The 20,649-nt window shown below is 47.0% G+C and carries 16 protein-coding genes; 8 read left to right on the plus strand and 8 right to left on the minus strand.

Annotated features, from left to right (window positions below):
* Positions 1-72 precede the first annotated feature (72 nt).
* Positions 73-2,445 (minus strand): tetratricopeptide repeat protein, encoded by a 2,373-nt coding sequence (locus SPB21_RS13140; RefSeq protein ID WP_499866791.1) that lies wholly within the window; start codon positions 2,443-2,445, stop codon positions 73-75.
* Between the two features lie 426 nt (positions 2,446-2,871).
* Here SPB21_RS13140 and SPB21_RS13145 point away from each other — a divergent pair, with 426 nt between their 5' ends.
* The 3 genes from SPB21_RS13145 (at position 2,872) to SPB21_RS13155 (ending at position 5,322) form a co-directional block, all read left to right on the plus strand.
* Complete coding sequence (locus SPB21_RS13145) at positions 2,872-4,116, plus strand: FAD-dependent hydroxylase (protein ID WP_499062365.1); 1,245 nt, start codon at positions 2,872-2,874, stop codon at positions 4,114-4,116.
* A 399-nt stretch (positions 4,117-4,515) separates the two neighbouring features.
* Complete coding sequence (locus SPB21_RS13150) at positions 4,516-4,788, plus strand: hypothetical protein (protein ID WP_006514799.1); 273 nt, start codon at positions 4,516-4,518, stop codon at positions 4,786-4,788.
* A gap of 255 nt (positions 4,789-5,043) precedes the next feature.
* Entirely contained in the window at positions 5,044-5,322 is a 279-nt protein-coding gene (locus SPB21_RS13155; RefSeq protein WP_006514800.1) for a hypothetical protein, read from the plus strand.
* Positions 5,323-5,386: 64 nt separating this feature from the next.
* Here SPB21_RS13155 and grxC read toward each other — a convergent pair whose 3' ends face one another.
* Together grxC and SPB21_RS13165 are read right to left on the minus strand one after the other, a co-directional pair.
* Entirely contained in the window at positions 5,387-5,653 is a 267-nt protein-coding gene (gene grxC, locus SPB21_RS13160) for a glutaredoxin 3 (protein WP_163664259.1), read from the minus strand.
* Between the two features lie 89 nt (positions 5,654-5,742).
* Entirely contained in the window at positions 5,743-6,876 is a 1,134-nt protein-coding gene (locus SPB21_RS13165; protein ID WP_163671647.1) for a cob(I)yrinic acid a,c-diamide adenosyltransferase, read from the minus strand.
* Between the two features lie 177 nt (positions 6,877-7,053).
* On the opposite strand from SPB21_RS13165, the gene fraC reads away from it, so the two are divergent.
* The 3 genes from fraC (at position 7,054) to SPB21_RS13180 (ending at position 9,470) form a co-directional block, all read left to right on the plus strand.
* Positions 7,054-7,623 carry a filament integrity protein FraC gene (gene fraC, locus SPB21_RS13170; RefSeq protein WP_163664257.1) on the plus strand — a complete coding sequence of 190 codons (570 nt, stop codon included), beginning with the start codon at positions 7,054-7,056 and terminating at the stop codon, positions 7,621-7,623.
* Entirely contained in the window at positions 7,620-8,615 is a 996-nt protein-coding gene (locus tag SPB21_RS13175) for a DUF5357 family protein (RefSeq protein ID WP_163664255.1), read from the plus strand. The genes fraC and SPB21_RS13175 overlap by 4 nt, the downstream gene beginning before the upstream one ends.
* A 72-nt stretch (positions 8,616-8,687) precedes the next feature.
* The gene (locus SPB21_RS13180; RefSeq protein ID WP_163664253.1) at positions 8,688-9,470 is read left to right on the plus strand and encodes an ABC transporter permease; all 783 of its coding nucleotides are present in this window, start codon (positions 8,688-8,690) and stop codon (positions 9,468-9,470) included.
* Between the two features lie 82 nt (positions 9,471-9,552).
* Here the strand turns inward: SPB21_RS13180 and SPB21_RS13185 are convergent, their stop codons facing one another.
* The 5 genes from SPB21_RS13185 to SPB21_RS13205 all read right to left on the minus strand — a co-directional run bounded on the left by SPB21_RS13185 (position 9,553) and on the right by SPB21_RS13205 (position 15,669).
* Positions 9,553-10,749: a hypothetical protein gene (locus SPB21_RS13185; RefSeq protein WP_499866792.1), complete on the minus strand. Its 1,197-nt coding sequence runs from the start codon at positions 10,747-10,749 to the stop codon at positions 9,553-9,555.
* Positions 10,750-10,765: 16 nt separating this feature from the next.
* A complete protein-coding gene (locus SPB21_RS13190; RefSeq protein ID WP_499866793.1) occupies positions 10,766-11,677 on the minus strand; it encodes a SagB/ThcOx family dehydrogenase in 912 nt (303 codons plus the stop codon).
* Between the two features lie 145 nt (positions 11,678-11,822).
* Complete coding sequence (locus tag SPB21_RS13195) at positions 11,823-13,130, minus strand: YcaO-like family protein (RefSeq protein WP_499866794.1); 1,308 nt, start codon at positions 13,128-13,130, stop codon at positions 11,823-11,825.
* A 4-nt stretch (positions 13,131-13,134) separates the two neighbouring features.
* Positions 13,135-14,013, minus strand: a complete 879-nt coding sequence (locus tag SPB21_RS13200) for a hypothetical protein (RefSeq protein ID WP_499866795.1) — start codon at positions 14,011-14,013, stop codon at positions 13,135-13,137.
* Between the two features lie 1,080 nt (positions 14,014-15,093).
* Positions 15,094-15,669 (minus strand): Uma2 family endonuclease, encoded by a 576-nt coding sequence (locus tag SPB21_RS13205; RefSeq protein ID WP_499866796.1) that lies wholly within the window; start codon positions 15,667-15,669, stop codon positions 15,094-15,096.
* 59 nt (positions 15,670-15,728) lie between these two features.
* Between SPB21_RS13205 and dacB the strand changes: the two genes are divergently transcribed.
* Positions 15,729-17,126 (plus strand): D-alanyl-D-alanine carboxypeptidase/D-alanyl-D-alanine endopeptidase, encoded by a 1,398-nt coding sequence (dacB, locus tag SPB21_RS13210; protein ID WP_499866797.1) that lies wholly within the window; start codon positions 15,729-15,731, stop codon positions 17,124-17,126.
* A 202-nt stretch (positions 17,127-17,328) separates the two neighbouring features.
* Positions 17,329-20,562 carry a glycoside hydrolase family 15 protein gene (locus SPB21_RS13215; RefSeq protein WP_163695899.1) on the plus strand — a complete coding sequence of 1,078 codons (3,234 nt, stop codon included), beginning with the start codon at positions 17,329-17,331 and terminating at the stop codon, positions 20,560-20,562.
* Positions 20,563-20,649 lie beyond the last annotated feature (87 nt).

Below are 20,649 nucleotides of genomic sequence, written 5' to 3' on the forward strand. Positions count from 1 at the left end.
ACGGGTGGGTGGGTTGGAATGCGATCGCACACAACCACAGACAATAACCCACCCTATAAAACATTCAAACCCTCAAAAATCACGATAACAATTCAGCCGATCCATCGTCTGATTACGATTTAGCGTATCCTGCAACTGTTCCGCAACAGCCAAGCCCCGATCGTACGACCCGTTCCTGCCATAGGCAACCGCAATTTTCTCATAGAGACTACCCCGATCCTGTTCATCATCAACCGCCAAATCCTCACGCAGATAAATCACCTGAGACTCTTCACCAGGGACTGTCTTAGCCACCTCAAAGGCCCGATCCAACAGCGGCACAATGAACTCCGTCTGTCCCAGATAGCTATACAACTCAGCCATGCGTAGCCACTGATCTACACCGACCTCAGAAGCATTAGCAACCCGATTCAAAATCTTTAAAGTTTGGTCAGCCTTACCATCTCGAAAATAGAGTTCTGCCACTCGCATCATTTCAGCCGCTTTAATGGCAGAATCCTCACGGGATTCAATCACCTCTAACGCAGTGGCATAGTCTTCTTGATCTTCAATTAAGCGATCAACCAGCCATGTTTTCCAGCGAGGACTTTCAGGATACTCTTCTGGCACTGCATCTAACATCTGCACTGCAAAGCCATATTCCCCAATTTCGGCCCAAGCCTCAACCAATGGTTGTAACATCCACAAATCATCGGTTGATTGCGCCTTTAGAGTTACCAAGACCGGCTCCAAAAAGTTATTAGCCGCTTCAGTCAGCCCCATTCTGGCATGTTCCAGAGCAATGGCATTTAACGCTATCAACTGATCGGGTTCATTGTCTATGGCCTGCGCCACTTGATGTGCCTGCTCTACTGTGACATCCGCTGCTTCTAATAAACCGCCCTGTTGTTGTTGCAAGCCAATCCTGACCAATGCTCTAACATAATCAGGGCCAGGGAAAGAATTGGTTTTCTCCACTGTGGCAAAGGCGGTGTCAAAGTCTCCAGCAACGGCATAGGCCACGGCAATCTCACCCCAGGCTCGATTTGTGTTGGCGATGTAACTGGGGTCAATCTGTTCAGTTGCCTTGAGGGCAGATTCTATTTGCCCCGACTTAGCAGCGGCAACGGCAATGGTGGTGTAATCTTCAATCTCGTTAAATGACAGACCTTTGGCAACTAACATGTCAACGGCTGCAAGGGCCAGGTCATAATTTTCTAGCTCAATGGCACGCTTATAGATTTTCTCCCACAGATCACGTTGCATGTAATCCTGTTCCACCTCAGCCGTTGCCGTCATGGCCTGCTGCAAGGCATCGCTGGCTACAGCTTTATTGTTTTCAACGTTGGCATAGTAGGTGGCCAAATCCATGAGGCCATCAACTTTGAACTGATCCCCTGGAGCAACTGCAAGTGCCTTCATGGTTGTTTCAGAAAGGCCAGCATCCAGCATCGTTTCGGTAAAAAGTGGCCCTGGATAACCATGGTTGGCAATGGCCGTAATGGCCTGATCAAAATATAGCTGGGCCTGGGCCTGATCATCGCGTTTGGCCAGGTATACACCAATGTTCTTGGATGCTTCGATCGTCGGCTCGTCCAGTGTCAATTGCTGTACTAGATCGGCGGCCTGGTCCATTTGCCCCAGTCGAGCCGCTGATAGGGCAATACTGCCCATGGCATTTTCTTGGGCGTAAGGCTGCTCGATAGACTTCGCTAGCTGTAGGGCCTGACCTATATCTCCCGCTTCAGCGTAAATGACAGCAATGGCGGCTAAGGTTTGAGCCTGCCTGTCTGAGTCCTGAGGGTTAATGGTCTCAGCCTGTTGTAAGGCTTGGTTGGCAACTTCGATCGCGATCGCACCCGCACCAACAGCCGCATATTGTCGGCCAACCATCGTTAATGCTGTTGTTTGCAGCCCTACCCCCTGCACATTGGCGGCAAGTTGTCGCGCCTGGGAGAGTAGATCTAGAGCTGTTGTTTGCTCTCCCAGGGCGGCATAGCCTGCGGCGGTTTTTGTTAACAAACCACTTTTTTCAAACCTGTAATCGTCCGGTATTCCCTGGACTAAGGTGTTGGCTGATGTCAGCACAGTGCGGGCGGCAGCAGTGTCGCCAAGCTTAATCAGAGTATCCACCTCACGGATACCCTCATCAATATTGACACCATTTTCAAGAATAAAATTCTCTAAAATCCCTGCTCTGATATTACTATCAGTGGCCTTCGACAACTCCAGTCCCTGGGTTAGATGCTCGACGGCAGACTGGATATAGCCTTTGCCCAGGGCGATACGGCCCCATTCAGTTCGTTCAGTAATCCGGTAGCGCAGATAATCATTTTTCTCATTGATGCACATTTGGGGAGATTGCGATCGCACCGGCAGGGCCACGCCCAACCAGACCAAACTACCCAAGCAGGCAAGTGCCAACCAACGGTGGCTGTAACGGTACATAAATTGTTGAATACCCATAACTAACGGCTAACTTCAGGAGAACATAACTGAAAAACAAAGCAAAAATACACAGCACAGAGCTTTGCCCTTAGCAGTTCTAGCATTCTCGAAAAATACTCGACCACACCGTAGTTTCAATCCATATTGCTGCACAATCCAATGGCTAAACGAAGGAGGTCTACCCGCTTGGGGGTATCTAAATGGGCCAATTTGAGCTACTGCCTATTTTTAGGATGGCATTGCTGATCCTCGGGATGACTTTAGTCATAAAACATCAGTCATAAAACATCGTGAAATAGCCATAGCTTTAGACCGATGCATCCTTTAAATCAGCACACATACTGTTCAGGGTGTCTCGCCTAAGATGGGCACCCAACAAAACTAAAGTTGCCACTATTAAATGAACGCGCAAAAATATAAGTAGTTATGTTATAACCTGTAACTTTGAACACTTCTACTGCTAGCTACCCTAACGAAACAACCGCCCATCAACAGCAGATTGCCCAAACTGATGTTGCTATTGTCGGGGCCGGTATAGTGGGATTGACCTTAGCCTGTGCGCTTCGCCATAGCGGGCTATCGGTAACCATTATTGAAACTCAGAGTCAGGCGGGAACGGCTGCTCGCGATCGCGCCTACGCGTTTTCTCTCGTGTCGGCGCGTATCTTTCAACAGCTGGGGGTATGGGACCAGGTGGGCCCCAACATCACCCACTATCAGCGCGTTCGTATGTCTGATTCAGACCATGGCCAGGCGGTTAATTTTTATCCCAGTGATAGCCCAGCTGAGGTGGTTTACTATAGCGCAGAGCATCCAGTTTTGATTCAGGCTCTTCAGGGCTTAGTACCCCACATTCAGTGCATCACAACCTACTATGAAACGACGGTAGTTGATATCCAATCAACACCAACGGCGACGGAGCTGACCTTAGAGCGAGGGGGTGAGCGACAAGTCTTACGTGCCCGCCTGTTAGTGGGGGCCGATGGTGCCCGTTCCCAAATTCGCAACTATGCCGGAATTCAAACCGCCGGATGGGCGTATTGGCAATCCTGTATCACCACGGTATTGGCCCCAGCTAAGTCCCATCAGAATACGGCTTACGAAAAGTTTTGGCCCAGTGGCCCGTTTGCTATTCTGCCGCTTCCTGGTAATCGGTGTCAGGTGGTTTGGACGGCTCCCCATGCTGAAGCCCAAGCCATGGTAGATCTCCCCGAAAAGGCCTTTATGGCTGAGCTACGTCGGCGTTATGGTGACGACATGGGCGACTTGAAAATGTTAAATCCTCCCATGATATTTCCCGTGCAATTAATGCAAAGCCATCACTATGTAAAACCGGGTCTGGCCCTGGTGGGGGATGCGGCGCACTGTTGTCATCCCGTGGGGGGGCAAGGGCTGAATATGGGGATTCGTGATGCGGCGGCCCTGGCAACAGTTTTGCAGACTGCCCACAGTCGCCAAGAATCCATTGCTGATATCCAAGTACTGAAGCGTTACGAACGTTGGCGGCGCACTGAGAACTGGCTGATTTTAGGCATGACCGATCTTCTCAATCGGATGTTTTCTAATAGTATTCTGCCGCTGCGGTGGCTCCGTCAGTCAGGGTTCTGGGTGATTGAACATACGGCCCCCCTCAAACGCATGCTTTTGCGAGTGATGACCGGTTTCTTTGGACGACAGCCCACCATTTAAGGCAAGTTTATTGCAAAGATGCAGTTGAAAGTGCAGACATGGGAGTCAGTCATATAGGTGAGGGCTACCCTAAATAATCCAGTTGAGCAGCGTTAGGAGACTTATACTTAACGCTGTTTTAATAGATATTCATAAATGTATTACGGACTGCATAAACCTAATTTGATATGTATCCACCGTAGCCCAGGATATACATTACGCTTTTTGGCGTAAACGATTACTAGGATTGCTGATGGTTTTGCTGGCGTGGATTTCCTATTCTTTGTATCAAGGGTGTTTCAAATGACAGTGTTAGTCAATAACGGTTGTTTAACGATAACAACTTGCAGTCAGGCCTTACTTGGCTGACGTGTCATTTCTACCTACGCATCAACCACTACACCTGGAAAACGTCGCATTATGCAGTCTTTATCTCTACCTAACCCTGCTCGCTTTCAAGCGAACAACTATCCAATGCCAGCTGTTAAGGCATCTACTATGCAGCGGATGGGAGCTCGTTGTTGGCGTTGTTTAATCAATCAAGGTGTGCCCTTTAAAGACGCCAGGGAACTTGCGATCGCAATTGTTCACTTCATCTATTTAGATAGCACCCCATCCCAGACACAAAAATATTTAATTGATCAATACCAGCAACATATTTGTGCTGCGAGATTGTCATCTCTGCAATTTTAGGGAAGTTCAAACGCTTGTGCTTAGGTAGTTGACAATTGAATTGACGGGGTACACAGGGTCTGTGTGATCAATCACCCCAAAGATATGGGAGCAAATCACACCAACCTTTTCACAGGTTGAATAAATTTAAAAACATAGTCTTCACGGTTTTTGTAAAGGCTTTACATGGAGTCAGCAATCTAACGGTCCCACGGTGTTCTATAAGATTTGTTGTTTCCTGAGTCACACTTACCCGCTTATGTGGAGGGGGATCTTATGCAGTCACCAGCAGCTGTTTTATTAGAAAGAAAAACAAAATCCATTTCCAAAGGCTCTAAGCGAGCAAAGCTTAAGCGTATAGGAATCAAGCATTGGCAGCGCCTGATGAGAGTTGGTGTCCCCCAGGATCACGCCAAAGAAATTGCAATTGCAGTTGTTCGTTACAGCCATCTTGACTGCCGTCCATCGTTTGAGGAGAAGCGCTTAATTGGCCGCTACTGTCAGCATCTATGCGCTGTTGGTCTGTGGCGTTTAGAAATGTTGCTAGGCAGCTGAAAGTATTTACACGTAGGGGCGCACAGCTGTGCGCCCCTATCACAAAATTATTATCAATAATAATCTACGCTGAGACTGCTAGCAGCTCATCTAGCTTCTGACTAGCATCCAGGGCATGGAGCGAATCACAGCCGCCAACATGCTCGTCATTAATAAAAATCTGAGGAACTGAACGTTTACCATCAGACCCACGGGCCACCATAGCATCCCGTGCTTCTTCGTCCCCATCAATTATATGCTCAAGATAATCAACACCTTTGCTGTCTAAAAGTCGCTTGGCGCGAATACAGAAAGGGCAGGTCATCCAAGTGTAGATCTCTACCTTTGCCATAGTTTAGATACCGGAAATAAAAACTGCTGGTGAGATCCTAACGCATCTATATGCCAGAAATCATGCCAGAAATCTGTTAAATATGCGGCTTAAAAATCTACACCACGTTTGAGTTCCACACCACGCTCTGCATAGTGTTTGTGGTTAAATACTTCGGAATGGGCACTGGCCAATTGAAAGTAGGCTGGGGGGTTTTTGCACCGACCCGTGATGATTACTTGGGTATCCTTCGGTTTACGCAATAATGCCTGGATAATGGGCTCTTCTGGCAAGAGTTCCAGGTCTACGGTGGGGTTGAGTTCATCCAAAATGATGGTTTTGTATAGGCCCGAAGCAATGGCTGTGCGAGCGATTTCCCAGCCGCGCTCAGCCTCCACATAGTCAATGGTTTGCTGCTGACCGCGCCAGACAATGGCATCCCGTCCACAACGTTGGTGGTCCACCAGGTTCGGGTAGCTCTGACGCAGGGCGGCAATGGCTGAATCCTCGGTATATCCCTTTCCTCCCTTTAGCCACTGAATGATCATCACCCGGTGAGACTTGTCCTGGCTGATGCCAATGCCGATGGCCTGTAGCGCTTTGCCCAGGGCGCTGGTGGATTTTCCTTTGCCGTCTCCGGTGTAAATTTCAATGCCAGTGAGACCTGGAATCTCGGAGGTGGCATAGTGTTGGGGTTTCATCTCCGAGTGTAGATCGGCCACCTCTAGCAAGGCGACAGGGGCACTACGCCCGGTTGCAATAATTTCTAAATAGTCAGGCTTGCGTCGCAGGGTACGGACAACATCGTCAATGTCCAGCAGTCCCAGGTCAAGGACCGGGTTTAACTCATCCAGCACCACAACAGAATAGAGGCCCGATGCGATCGCTCCCTTCGCCACATCCCAGCCTCGCTGTGCTTCTTGCTTATCAAACTTAGTAATGTCGTCAGCTCCAAAATACTCAGCTCGTCCCGTACGCACCTGATCGATCAGGTGGGGAAAGCCCCGTTGCAATGCCTCAATGGCGGCATCTTCGTCATAGGTGCGTCCGGGGCCTTTCAGAAACCGCAACAGCAGCACCCGACTTTCCATAAAAGTTTGGATACCTAAGCCAATGGAACGCAGAACCACCCCCAACGCCACCTGGGATTTACCTTTACCTTCGCCATCGTAGACATGGATCTGCCCCACCATGCGCTCTGAGTTTTTTTGCGCGGTACGAATACCGATACCGGAACGAACCATGGGGAGCTTAGGAGTATAGTTGGCCGCCTTTGATTGTAGCGTTAGGCAACGTTGTAGGGGCATTGTATGCAACGTCTCTACACCAATGCCCCAAAATTAAACGCATCATTTATATATTTAGATGTTCTTATTTGCAAATTGGGTATACCCTAATGTCTGAGATTCTCGGATGGGTCTATGGGCGAACTTGAACCGGTTTTTCCGCTCAAAGCGGTAATGTTCCAGATTGTATTTTTATTGGTGGCCATTGCCTTAGAAGGAATGGTGCTGCGACAACAGCTACGGCTTGGTTACAAGCAAAGTATCCGATATGCAGCGGCGGTTAATTTACTGGCGGTGGTGGTCGGTTGGTTGGCCTTTTTGGCGATCGAGCCGTTGTTTGAACCCAGGCTCCAGGCCCAGGTGATTAGCTATGTGTTGTTTGACAACTTGATCAACAATACCCTCAAGCCCCAGATGGGATGGATCATTCTGGTGATGGGCCTGGTGGCGTTCTTTATGACGCTAATTCTGAAGCTCAAAGGACTGGAGCTGATGATGAGAGCTGCCAATGAATGGAACTTACCCTCTAAGCCGAAAAATCTGACCCGTAAGGAACGCTATAGTCGCTCTCGAACGGGTACAACCTTATATAAGGAAGCTGCCTCTCAATTTGCGATCGCAGTCCTCCAGGCCAATGCCCTGAGTTTTAGTGCCATCCTACTATTATTGATACTGCGGTCTTACGTTCTGAGGGGTGTCGCATGATTGACGTACTCAAGGATGCCATTAATAAAATTCGCGGCCTGATTACCCCACCTAGCTATCTGTCTTGGCAAACATTGTTGCTGCTCAGTTTATTTTCTTGGGGCATGGCAACCATTGCTGACAGTACTGAGGCCACCCCCTTCACAGTGGCCTTACTGAGTGCCTTTAGCTGGTTATTTTTAACCGTTGCCATCTGGTGGGGGCTAGCCAAAAATCCGGTGATGCTGGGGGATATTTCCATCAGTCCCTGGATTACATCAGCGGTCCTCTGTGTTTTTCTGTTCAGGCCCTGGACGACTGAGCGTTTGCAGTTAGCCATTAGTCTCTGGCCAGTGATCGCAACGATCCTGGTGGCGATTCCTAAATTTTCAAACTGGAAACTGGAGTGGAAGCTACCCAAGCCCCCGGTACGTCAGGAACTGATTGTCCTATTGCTAATCAACCTGTTGTTTAGCAGCTGGATCATGTTTTACTTTCGCATCCAGCATTGGTTTAACGACTATCCTAGCCTCATTGCCGAAAATTTAGATAACAGCGCCTTTGTCTACCGACTTGGCAGTAATACGGACAGCGATTCCCAGGCCAATATCCTGTTAACTAGCGCGGCGGATACCCTAGTTAAAGAGTTGGATAATGCCCCCTGGCCCCGCGTTGAGCGCTGGCTGCTGAACTTGGACAACAGTATTAATTCCGTTGCCGAAGGAATTGTCCTCAATGCGATAAATGAAGGCGTCTTTTGGAGCCTGGATGCCCCCCGTCCTAAATCTCTGTCCAATGGCTATCAGCTACGGTTACGCGCCAACTGGCTAGGACCCACTGCCCAACAAAATGGCTATTACGTTGAAAAAGTGTGCACCCTTTTACCCCGCACTCTCAAAAAAAATACCAATGACGAATCTCCTCAGAATTCAACCCCCACCGCCCAGGTAACCTGTGCTGATCAGACCACCAAGGTTGAGCGTCAGGGCATCCTTGAAGATGCGGCCACCTAGATGCCGATATATGTGGGGACGTTCCATGGAACGTCCCCACGTGACAAAATTAAATGAGAGATAAATCCGCCTATGCTAAATCTGCCTCGCATCATCGTAGTTGCACGTAATGTCTTTTTAGAAGTCATTCGCGATCGCATCCTTTATCTAGCAGGGCTATTTGCCGTACTGATGGTGCTTGCCTCAGTATTGCTCCCCCCCGTTGCAGCCGGTACATCGGAAAAGATCTTTCTAGACCTGGGCATGGCAGCCATCAACCTATTTACCCTGGTGGTGGCGATCTTTGTAGGCACTAGTTTAGTCAACAAAGAAATCGAGAAAAAAACGGTGCTGGTGCTCATTGCCAAACCCGTCAGCCGGTTTGAAATTATTCTGGGTAAACACCTGGGGCTATCCGCTGTGATCGGGGTGCTAATGCTGGTGCAGACAGGCATTTTTATCGTGCTGCTTACCGTTCAACAAATTGAATTTCCAGCCGGGAGCATGTTGGTTGCGATCGCCTTCATGTATCTCGAAATGCTGCTCATGATCGCCATCACTATTGTATTTGGCGTCTTCACCAGCTCTCTACTCGCCACATTACTCTCATTTGGCACCTACCTGGTCGGCCACCTCAGCACCGACCTCCTCAAGCTCAGTCAGCTAGCCGAATCCGAAAATTTCCAGAAAGCCATAGAAGCCATGTATTTGGTCATTCCCGACCTGGAACGCCTCAACCTCAAAAACGAAGCTGTCTATGGGGCCACACTGCTGCCAGACCCCGGCACCCTAGCCCTAAACGCGGTCTACGCCTTAATCTATACAGCCCTTTTACTCCTCATCGCCGGTAACATTTTTACCCGTCGACAGTTTTAAGAGCCCAGCGGCCTCATTTACCTAAATTCCTTCCCAGATGCGACTATCCAGAATTTTCTTTAACTTCCTGGGACGGTTACAACTAGGTCCAAAAAAAATGATAGATAGTGGGAAAGAAAATAATTGCGAATATCATTAACCAATAAACAGTAATGAAAAATATAGATATTGAAGCATATAAATATTTACCCAAATTCATCGAAAAAGATGCCAAAAACTTATCTGGCCTGCAAGACACTAAAAACCTAAAGCCTCTTTTGACTTCAACCATAGAATTTTGGCAAAATTTTTCTACACCAAGAGCATCTACAAATACAAAATATCCGTCAGAGCCAGGAACAAAAAAGTTTCCATTAATCAAAACACGAAGTGCCATAAAACATAGCAAAAGAAAGCAGATAAAAGACATATCTGGCCCAAAAACTTGCCTAACAAAAACCATATTTGCCAACAAAAGTAACAACAATATGTCCATTGCGATGCCAGCAATCGAGACTTTGATTTTTTTACCTTTATCTTTCCAGAAAGACACCGAGTCTACTGATGTATAAACAACAGGAATCATCCCTTGCAGAAGCGCCAAACCCATGCTGTTAGAGTATCCCCCAAGCCATTTATAGATAAGATAGTGCGCGCTTTCGTGAAGAAACGTAGTCAGTGCAATTAAAAATAGTACAATCAAAGAAATAAGTACCTGTGGGAGAGTAACGAGGCTCGCCAAGTGGATAAACTCAATGTTATAGTTGTCTCTCGCAGCTAACAGTAAAATATTACCTAAAACAAGTAAGAAATAAGTCAGTATTGAAAATTTCTGAAAAATTTTATTCGAACAGGCCTTTTCCAGCCAGGTCCCCTTTAAATCTACTGAAAATAGCTTAAAAAATTGGAAATTACCTCTCATTTCCCTTTTCAAATTCAGCCCGAATTTCTTTTTCAAGATCGCCGCTAATTTCAGAAAGGCATAGTCAAAGATCGTCTTTTTTTGCATCCTAGCAATATCTACAGCCAGTTTTCTTTGCTCCTCTAAGCTAAGCAGTAACTTCAACCTGCGAGCATGTCCTATAAGCTCTTCAACAAATTCAACATCAAAATCAAATTTATCTTTATAGATATTAAAAATTATCTGGTAGTCAGGTGTTTTAGCATACTGTTTGATCATTTCATATTCGATTTTACTTAAGCGCAAAATTGCCTGATTGATCTGGTTTCTCAGCACCAAGGCATCGTTTTCATAATCAATATAAACAACTTCAAAGTTTTTATTTAGCGCTTCTTGCATATTTCCAATATAGTGTCTATCTGATGTCCTTCTTGCCAACTAAAACGACGTTTAGAACTGTTTCATCAGCCCCATCTAAGCCCAACACCTCATTTAACTCATCATCGTAATAGCCTCCACAAGCACAACATCCCAAGTCCATGGCCGCACAAGTCAAGTACAGATTTTGTGTAATGGCACCTGCATCAATCAAAGCAAACCGCAAACCTCGATCTTGATATTTGTATGCAGTTCGATTTAAGCATCCCGCCAGAATAATGATTCCAGAAACGTTCACAAAATCCATATCAGCTCGACTAAGTGAAAAGAAAATCTCTTGGACGATTTCTTTAACATTGTTATGCCGAAAGCCCCCTCTCGGCATAAGTCTATCCAGAGTAACTTGCTCTTGATTATAATGGTAAACCCCATTCTCTAAACCGACCGTATTTGAACTGATCAAGAACAACTCAATTGGGTATAGGCCTCCACCAGAACCTATGTTTCGCCTTGCAGGCATGCCCCTCATAATCGGTTTGTCATCATCTTTTCTTTTCGCAGGGTCTAAAATAAAACAACCGCCTTGCAACACTTTTGATAATTCATCAAAGGTGATTCCTTCAGGAGAATAATGGCGATTGCTTTGTCGACGATGATAGATTTCCTGTAGACTATCTAACAGCTCACAGGCTGAGTTGTCGTCTGACAAGTCTGGCAAAGGTATACTTTCGAACGAGCTGAGTTCTGCGCTATTGTTGCAGATATGTCGCACAATATATGAGTTACTCGTAATCTCATGAACGTGCTTACCGAAATCATCAACGTTATATCGCGTAATCTTTGAGACTTCTATAAAGTCATATGATTCTGGACTTAAATGCTTGTCATAAAATGCATTGTGATGTTTATCTTTAACATCTACAAGGTAATAATTATTCTGACCTCTCATGTTGTCTACATCCTTCTCTAATTTACGGTTAAAAGTCGTTTGAACGCCCTAAAATTAAAATTTTATACTCCGCCAATGTGAAAATTTGAGTGTTCCTATAGGCAAACACCAAATTTGAACGTAGCCAAGGTGTTAGATTCAACAATCATGGGAAGGGATGGGGCAAGCGTGTAAATAAATGGTTGTTTTCGTTGAAGATATCCGAGCCTAGAAATGGATAATTATGGACGCCGGTAAGGTATGCCCATCCTGGCACAACAACTCGCATCGTGAAATAATTAACACTGGCCGCATCCGGCGTGGTTGATTCGTAATATAGAACTTTGTTGAAATCAAATTGTTGATATTTATCAAGAATATCCTGTAAAGAGGTTATTTTTTTCTCGTTTGGCTTGAAGAAAATTTTATCACTAACATCCTCGAAATTCATGGCGTCACGAATAACCGGCACCTCTTTTCTGTGTTCGGGGAAATTATTGTAGTAAGCAAAATGTTTTTCGAAACTGTCCAATGAGTCAAAATCATTCAACTTCTTTTGATCGCCCCACAATTGCTTGTTGTAAAGCATAATTGCATAATCAACCCCCTGATAAGCTTCTAGCGCTGCTTTCATTAAAGATTGGCGCTTATCGAAAGCAGCCGCTGAGCCCGTCGATTGGTAAACTTTGCCCTTGTACTTAAAATACATAAAAACAACAGCAGCCTCAATGCAAGAGATAGGCGACAAATCAAATATTTTCATTTGCACCGCTGGATTATCGTACAAATTGGCTATCTTCGGATCGTCACCAAAGGCCTCCAGAATCATGCTTGGTGAATATTGTGGTAACCGTAATCTATTCTGGTTGTACCAAAAATTGCAGAAGGCATGCCTTTCAGCACATTCACAAAATCCTCCCTCAATAGCATGCTTTGGAGTAGGCCCAGCTGCCAATCCGGTAGTCGTAGTATTGAAGATATGAACTCTCTCAAAACAGTCAGGGCGATAACCAAAAAAGATTAAAAATGCTGGCACATAACAAGGTTCGTTATTAGACATCAAGTCATGGCACAGTACCCAATTTATCTCGTCGCTTGGTCGCAGCCTTGAAGTGAGGAAACCTTCTTTCTCATATTGAAAACCGGCATAAAGTATTATTTCATCTGGATGCAAAGCATTGCCTATTTTAACGATGTCTTCGTAGGCTCCACGCACCAACATACTGCTGTCATAAATGGTAGAGCAATATCTTTCATAGAATTCTCCAATGACGGCGGCGTCTGCGTCAGTTTCGCCAAAAGCAATCGCTCCAGCGGTGAGTTTTGATAGTTTACTGCCCAGCATGTCAAGGTTTGATCCCTCGCAGACACTTTGGTACAAATTGCTGGGCAAAAAGCTCCTATTAGGGATTCTGTACAACTTGCCGTTGATGAGTCCCGCCTCTTTTTCGATCAATTCATTTCGAAAATGCATAGATTTAAATATTGACAGGGGTCTTATGGTAATAGGGGTTACAAACGTCACAATGCGGGATTTTTAATACCCTAGCGCGGGAAACCTGAAAATCGAAATTGTCAAATGTGATACTTCTGCCGATCAAAGACGAATATGTCCCTTCTGTGATGAAGTATTTGTTTAATTCGATGTCTAAATAATTCAGCGCGGCTTCAAAGTAAGGCGTTTTGGTTGTGTCAAATAGGTGCAACGAATTTTTGTTAAAACTTTCAATAAAGGAAAGATATTTGGTTGGATTTTCAAAGTTTACGATTTTTCTTTTCGCGTAACACTGCAAACAAGGACTCTTGAACCTCGGCTCGGAAATAGGCCCCAACGTAAACGATGAATTATCCATGCTCAGGTGGAACAAGGTAAATCCGTCTTTATAGGCTTTTTTATTTAATTGTAAAAAGCGGTTATAGTCTTTAAATATAGGGGCGACAACCAAAGTTAATGTGGCTTTTTCTAAGTCGGTGTCGAAATTTTCAATATTTACCCATTCGAATTTTTGTAGGCGCTGACTTAAGGCATTGAAAAGAATATGATTATTTTCTAATGTGGAGAAAATGCCAATGGTCGCCTTGGTAAAGGGAGTAGCTTGAACAGGTGTAACAATTTCGTTGGCAATTAACCAATCTATGATTTGAACAAAAAGCTCCTTGTCGTCATCGAGTTTATGCTTAACTTGCTCAAAAACGCGATCAGGGTTGGGTTCATCTTTTAAATACTGCAAGATGTCCCCAACGATCTGACTTTGCTCACCTTTCGCCTGCATTAACTGATGATCGCCTTTTGAAAAGAAAAGCGTATCTTCATTGGAAAATACGGAAGTGTTAGTCAACGCTAGTAATTTAGTCATCTGAATAAAGAACAATCCTACCTGAAGAAATTCGCTCTACACCATACTAGTGGTCCATCAACGTTCACAGTGGGAGCACATTAATTGTGTTGTTGTAGCGGGCTACACCCGCTACAACAACACAGCACATTAGACACCTGCACAAGGAGTATTCCTTCAAATACAATAGCTACAGGTGTAGCAAGAGGACAGGGAACAGCGGTAGAAGATACTCACTCAGCCCTGTTTTCCACAGGTTCAAGGAATCATACATAGTCTTAGCTTCCCAGAATCCTTGTGAGTTTCCTCATAAAGTTGTTATAGAGGCGTTATAGCCACCTTATCCTACACCCCTACACAGCAGCTACAGCAGCAGCTACAGCAGGCGGCAGCGACAGGTCTCTCACTCATATATGCTGGTCCATTCCTTTTTTCCACAGATTCAAGGGTCAATGATAGCTTTGTCTTTTCTGGAGTCCCTGCGACTTCCCCATTAGATGGCATTGTAGATAATTTTTTCACAACTTAATCACTCCAATTTTAGTAGTACGATAATCACTCTAGTGAAGCATTAGCAAATTAATCCGTCCAAAGACAAAATGTCATGTTAATAATCCTTTGTATGTCACTACATAGCCTAAGATTCTTCTCATGATGGATAAGCTTCCAATCCTGTGCTTTTGGACAACTTAACTATTACAGAAATCCTTGGCGGAAAAAATCCTGAAAAGTTCAGGTTTATTCAGGTTTAAATTCAGATTTATTCAGGTTTATTCAGGTGTTATACCAATTCTCATAGAATAAGCTACTGGGCTCTGGCTATAACGAAGTGGAACAAAGTCTAACATTTCCCCAGGTGCCAAAGACAAAGCTATATGAGTTTTTAGCAACAGCCAGAGAAAGTGAAATGAGGGCTGACCACGAATTACGCCCATGGGTGAGAGCTTTGCGGCCATGCCAGTAGAAGATTATGGTCGAGGAATGAAATCATAGAACAACAACCATTCCTGTAGGGGCAGGTCTCATACCTGCGTAGGCGTTCCCTTCGACTCCGCTCAGGGAACGCTAGCTCAATCGGTTGGATGGTGGGCCGTGCCCGCCCTACAGGATATTCTCAACGTTTAAAACAAAGCCTGGTAAGATATCTCCGCCCTTAAGCTGTTGTGGATCTTGTAATACTTCAACAGTCTGACCCGGACGATAAATCTCCACAGCTTTCTCCTGCGGGTTAATCAACCACCCCAACCGCACACCGTTTTCCCGATACTCTTCCATTTTCGCCTGCAGCGTTGCCAATCGATCCGTTACAGAACGCAGCTCTATGACAAAATCAGGCGCAATGGGAGGAAACTTTTCCCGGTCTGCGGGACTCAGTGCTCCCCACCGACTACGCTCAATCCAGGATGCATCGGGAGACCGCTCTGCTCCATTAGGTAACTTAAAGCAGGTGGACGAATCAAACGTATAGCCCAGTTTGACCTGTCGATTCCATAGATTCAAATCAGTCGTGATATCAGCATTACGACGACCGCTTTCACCACCTGTAGGGGACATAATTACCAATTCTCCCTGGGCAGAACGCTCAAATTTCACATCTGGGTTGGCTCGACAAAGCTGATAAAACGCCTCGTCTGTCAGGATACCAACCGGGTCAAGGGTAATGGTGAAAGCAGTCATGGGCAAAAACGCTAAGATTAGCCATTGCTGATTCAGATTATAGAAGATCGGTTTATTCCATGAAGCATGTCAAACCTTGGGTCACCCTGATCACTGCCCTCGCTGTTCTGTTTCCCAGCACCTCAGCCAGCGCCTACTGTCGTGCTGACCTCACCCGAGAAATTGACACCATCGCAGCCCAGCCTCTACTCAAAAAAGCTCGCCTCGGTGTGCTGATTGAAACCCAGTCCGGTCAGGTCATTTACAGTCGCGATGCCGATCGCTACTTCGTGCCCGCCTCTAACGTTAAATTACTCACAACAGCAGCAGCCCTATCTAGTCTCGGGCCTAACTTCACCATTCGCACCTCGGTCTACAGTCAGCCCCAGTCAAACAGTCTGCAAGTGGTGGGCCGAGGCGACCCCACATTTAGCGACGAGCAACTCAACAACCTGGCCAGCCAGCTCAAAACCCAGGGCGTTAGCAATATCAGTAATCTCCTTGGCAATGACACCTATTTTGCTGGACCCACTGTTAATCCCAACTGGGAATGGGAAGACGTCCAGGCCGGTTATGGAGCCCCTGCCAATAGCTTAATTATTAATGCCAATGAGCTGGGCCTCACCCTTTACCCTCAGGCGGTCGGCCAACCTCTACGGGTGGAATGGGACGACCCTGCCCTACAGCGCCAATGGCAGATTGACAACTTTTCCCGCTCCGTTGCCGCTGGCCAACCAGAATATATCGACATTGGTCGTGACCTGAGCCGCCCCATTTTGCGAGTTTACGGTCAGCTTATTTCCGGAGCCGCCCCTGACACCGCGTCAGTTGCCGTCCCCAATCCTGCCGATTATTTCATTAACCGCTTTCGCCAAAGCCTCAACCTTCAGGGCATTACTGTTAACCAAAGCAGACTCACAACCTCAGCCCCCAATGGCCCAGAGCTAGCCGCCGTGACCTCACCGCCCCTCGCTCAATGGATCGTGCGCACCAACCGCAACAGTAAGAATATCTATGCCGAGGCCATGCTGAAATCCCTAGGAGCCAAAAGTGATGAAGATGCCACTGCCGCCGGCATTATGGCCGTAGAAACCATTTTGCAACGGGCCGGTGTCAACCCAGAACTCTATGAAATTGTCGATGGCTCTGGTCTATCGCGCCATAACCTGGCCACCCCCCAAGCCTTTGTCGACACCCTCCAGGCCATGGCCCAATCCCCCCATGCCACTATCTATCGCAACTCCCTAGCTGTAGCGGGCAGCAGTGGCACCCTCCGCAATCGTCTAGGTGGCATTCGCTTTACCGGTAAGACAGGGGCTGTCAGTCACAATGCATCCCTGTCTGGTTACCTAGAACCCGCCAACTATGACCCCTTAGTGCTCAGTATCATCATCAATAACTTGGATCAGCGTGGCAGCGTGCTGCGGCGACATATCGACGACATCGTCAAAGTTGCTGCCCAATTGAATGACTGCTAATCTGGCTAGCCAAAATGTGGAAAATACTGACCCCGTCCAGGCAAATTAGACGAGAGTCATCAGCCACCTGGGAATATTGCAGGGGGGTAAGTTAATATATAACCTTACTTAATACTTTTTTTAGGTTCCTATCTCTACAAATATTCCTTAACGTTCCCTGCTGATTCGTAGGCAAGGAATTACTGATATTCCCTAGCATCGCATGTCTCGCTTTTCCTCTCGCCAAGAACATCTCGATTATTACTACCAGCAGATTCAAACGGTTATTTTGTCGCGTCAAAATCCAGTGACAGGTCTGCTGCCTGCGAGTACCGCTGTTAATACCCACGGCGACTACACGGATGCCTGGGTTCGAGACAATGTCTACAGCATCATGGCGGTGTGGGGACTGGCCCTAGCCTATCGCAAAATTGATGAAAACCTGGGGCGTACCTACGAGCTAGAGCAAAGCGTTACTAAACTTATGCGCGGTTTGCTGTTTGCCATGATGCAACAAACGGCCAAAGTGGAAACGTTTAAACGCACACAAGATCCATTGGATTCACTCCATGCCAAGTACGATACACCCACCGGTAGCACCGTGGTTGGCGATGATGAATGGGGCCACCTACAGTTGGATGCCACCTCGGTTTATCTGTTGATGCTGGCGCAGATGACCAGTTCGGGACTACAGATTATCTACACCCGTGACGAGGTCGACTTTGTTCAAAATTTGGTTTACTACATCGGTCGTGCCTATCGCACAGCTGATTATGGTATTTGGGAACGGGGCAATAAACTCAACCACGGTAAGCCTGAGTTGAACGGTAGTTCAGTCGGTATGGCTAAAGCAGCCCTGGAAGCCATGAATGGCCTGAACCTGTTTGGTGTGCGTGGCGGCCACGGCTCAGTTGTCCATGTTCTACCTGACGAAATTGCCCGTACTCGCATTACTTTAGAATCTTTGCTGCCTAGGGAATCGGGTTCTAAAGAAATCGATGCCGCCCTCCTCAGTGTGATTGGCTTTCCTGCCTTTGCCGTTGATAACCCTGAGCTATTGCAAGCGACCCACGATGCCATTGTGGAGAAGCTACAGGGACAATATGGCTGTAAGCGTTTTCTGCGAGATGGGCACCAATCTGTTGTTGAAGATGCTGAGCGCTTACATTATGAGCCGGGTGAACTCAAGGCCTTTGAGCATATTGAATGTGAGTGGCCCTTATTTTTCTGCTACCTGCTGCTCAATAGTCTCTTCCGTAATCAGGGTGCTCAGGCGGCTTTCTATCGAGAGCGGCTGGAGGCTTTGGCGCTCAATAAAGATGGCTTAGAACTGTTACCTGAGCTTTATTATGTGCCCATGGCAGTGATTGAAGCGGAGCGCGAAAATCCCCACAGCCAAATTCGTGAGCCCAATGACAATGTGCCCCTGGTCTGGGCCCAAAGTCTTTATTACATGGGGCAAATGCTCCAGGACGGGCTGATTACCTTGGGTGATATTGATCCGTTGGCCCGGCATCTAAAGGTGGGGCAAAATCGTCAGCCCATTGTGCAGGTTTCGCTGCTATCAGAAGACAGTGACCTACAGCGAGAGTTAGCCAACTATGGCATTGAGACTCAGGTGTTAGAACAAATCGATCCGGTTCAGGTGCGAACATCGACCGATTTAGCCGACCTCTATGCCCAAATTGGCTGTAATGAGAAATTAGCAACAACGGGGCGTCCTGATCGTCGTCTGCGCAGTTTGACCACGTCACGCATCTTTCGCATTCAGCGCGAGACGGTTGTCTTTGTGCCAGCTTTTTTAGATCCCAGTCAGTTCTATATCACCCTCGACTATCAGTTTTTGGTGGCCCAGATTCGGAGCGAACTGGCCTACATTCATGAACATTGGAACGAGCCAGGCCGCCCGACGGTTACCTTGCTATTGACCCATCGCATGTTTGAGTTGGGGCATAAAGCCATCAATGATTCCCCGCTGCTACAGTTGATTTTTGAGTTAAAAGATGGTGAGTGTAATGGCGTCCCCATTAAGGTAGGCTCTCTGTTTCAGCTGATGCTAACGGCGGCCACTGAGCGCATAGAAGATGTGCCTTTGCCGAATTCAGGTGAGACGCTGTCGTCTTACACCATGCCGATTTCAGCCTATCTGCCCCTGTCCGATAGCAATACGAAGCCCCTCAGTCAGATTCAGGAGCTAGATCTGGAACGAGAAACGGATGGTTGGCGGCTACTGCAATCTCTTAAAGCGTCTGACAACCTGTATGAGCAAATTGAACTCCTCAGTAATTTGTGTCGCTTAGAAAATCTGGCCTTTGATACTGGCTGGGGGGCAGAAACGGGTGAAACGGTAACCCTGGCCAATTTATTGAATGAGATTTATATCAAAGCCGGGCGTTTAGAGCTTTGGGGCATTGTGCGCAGGGCTGCAGGTTTGCTCAATAAGATGGCCATTGGTCTGGCGGATGCGGCCACTGAACTGCTGGTGCGTCAGAAACAGATTGCGGTGGGTAAGGCCTACAGTGAGGCCTCCCTCATTACTGATCCGCTATCGCCGAAGGAATTACTGACCAAGATCAATGAGTTTTGTGGTGAGGATATTCGCGATCGCACCCTCACCCAAGAAATCCTGATTTACCTCAGCGTTCTCATCACCTCAGAACCCGAACTGTTCGAAGGCCTACTCACCCTACGCATCAGCTATGTAATCTTGTTGATTAACAGTGAGATTTGCCGTGAGCAACACTGCACCCAGGATGAAGCCTACGAAACCCTCATGGCCATGAGTCCTTTCGAAATCAAGATGCGTCTGCGGCAGGTCTTGGCAGGTTACGAAGGATTAGATAACAATCTGTTTCGCCAGGAATCTATTCAGTCCCGTAAACCCCAATCCGTAAACTGGGTGGTCCTCCCTCTGGCTGAAGAAACTGACCTCTCCGAAGAAGAAAACTGGTTGCACAAACGTCAGCGAGAAGGTGGACTACATCGCGTACCCGAAGACTTTTATCCACGGGTATGGCGACTGCTGAAACACTGTAAAGGCATCGTCATCGGCGACAAACTAGAGCGACGTAATCGACTCGTCAGCGAGCTTGTTTTGTCCGATACGACCCCTGAAGAAAAAGACTTTGCCCTCCGCATCGAGCACCTGTTCAATAAAATTCAGGCCCCCGAATACCGTCAAGTCAATGTTGAAGCCCTGATGGAACTTTCAGAACTCTTTGACCTCAACCCTGACTGGCAGGTAGACGACTATATCGTGCTCGATGTCCTCGTCGGGCACGCCGTCCGTCTCGCTTGGATCGATGGCGGCGACCATCGCGCCCATCGTTATCTTCAAGATAAGGCCAAAGCCTGGCGCTCATTTTACCAAGATTCTCCCCACTGTTGCGCCAAATACATTGCTCGATCAATGCAGTTCTTGATTGAGCTAAACGAGGGAGAGGTATTGCCAACGTAGTATTTTGCAAAATTGTTTTTGGCAATGGTGTAGGGGCGTTCCGTGGAATGCCCCTACACCATTGCCCCCAATCTCCCGCCAGCCGCT

It is taken from the genome of Leptothoe sp. ISB3NOV94-8A (genome assembly GCF_043421595.1).
GTDB lineage: Bacteria > Cyanobacteriota > Cyanobacteriia > Phormidesmidales > Phormidesmidaceae > Leptothoe > Leptothoe turfae.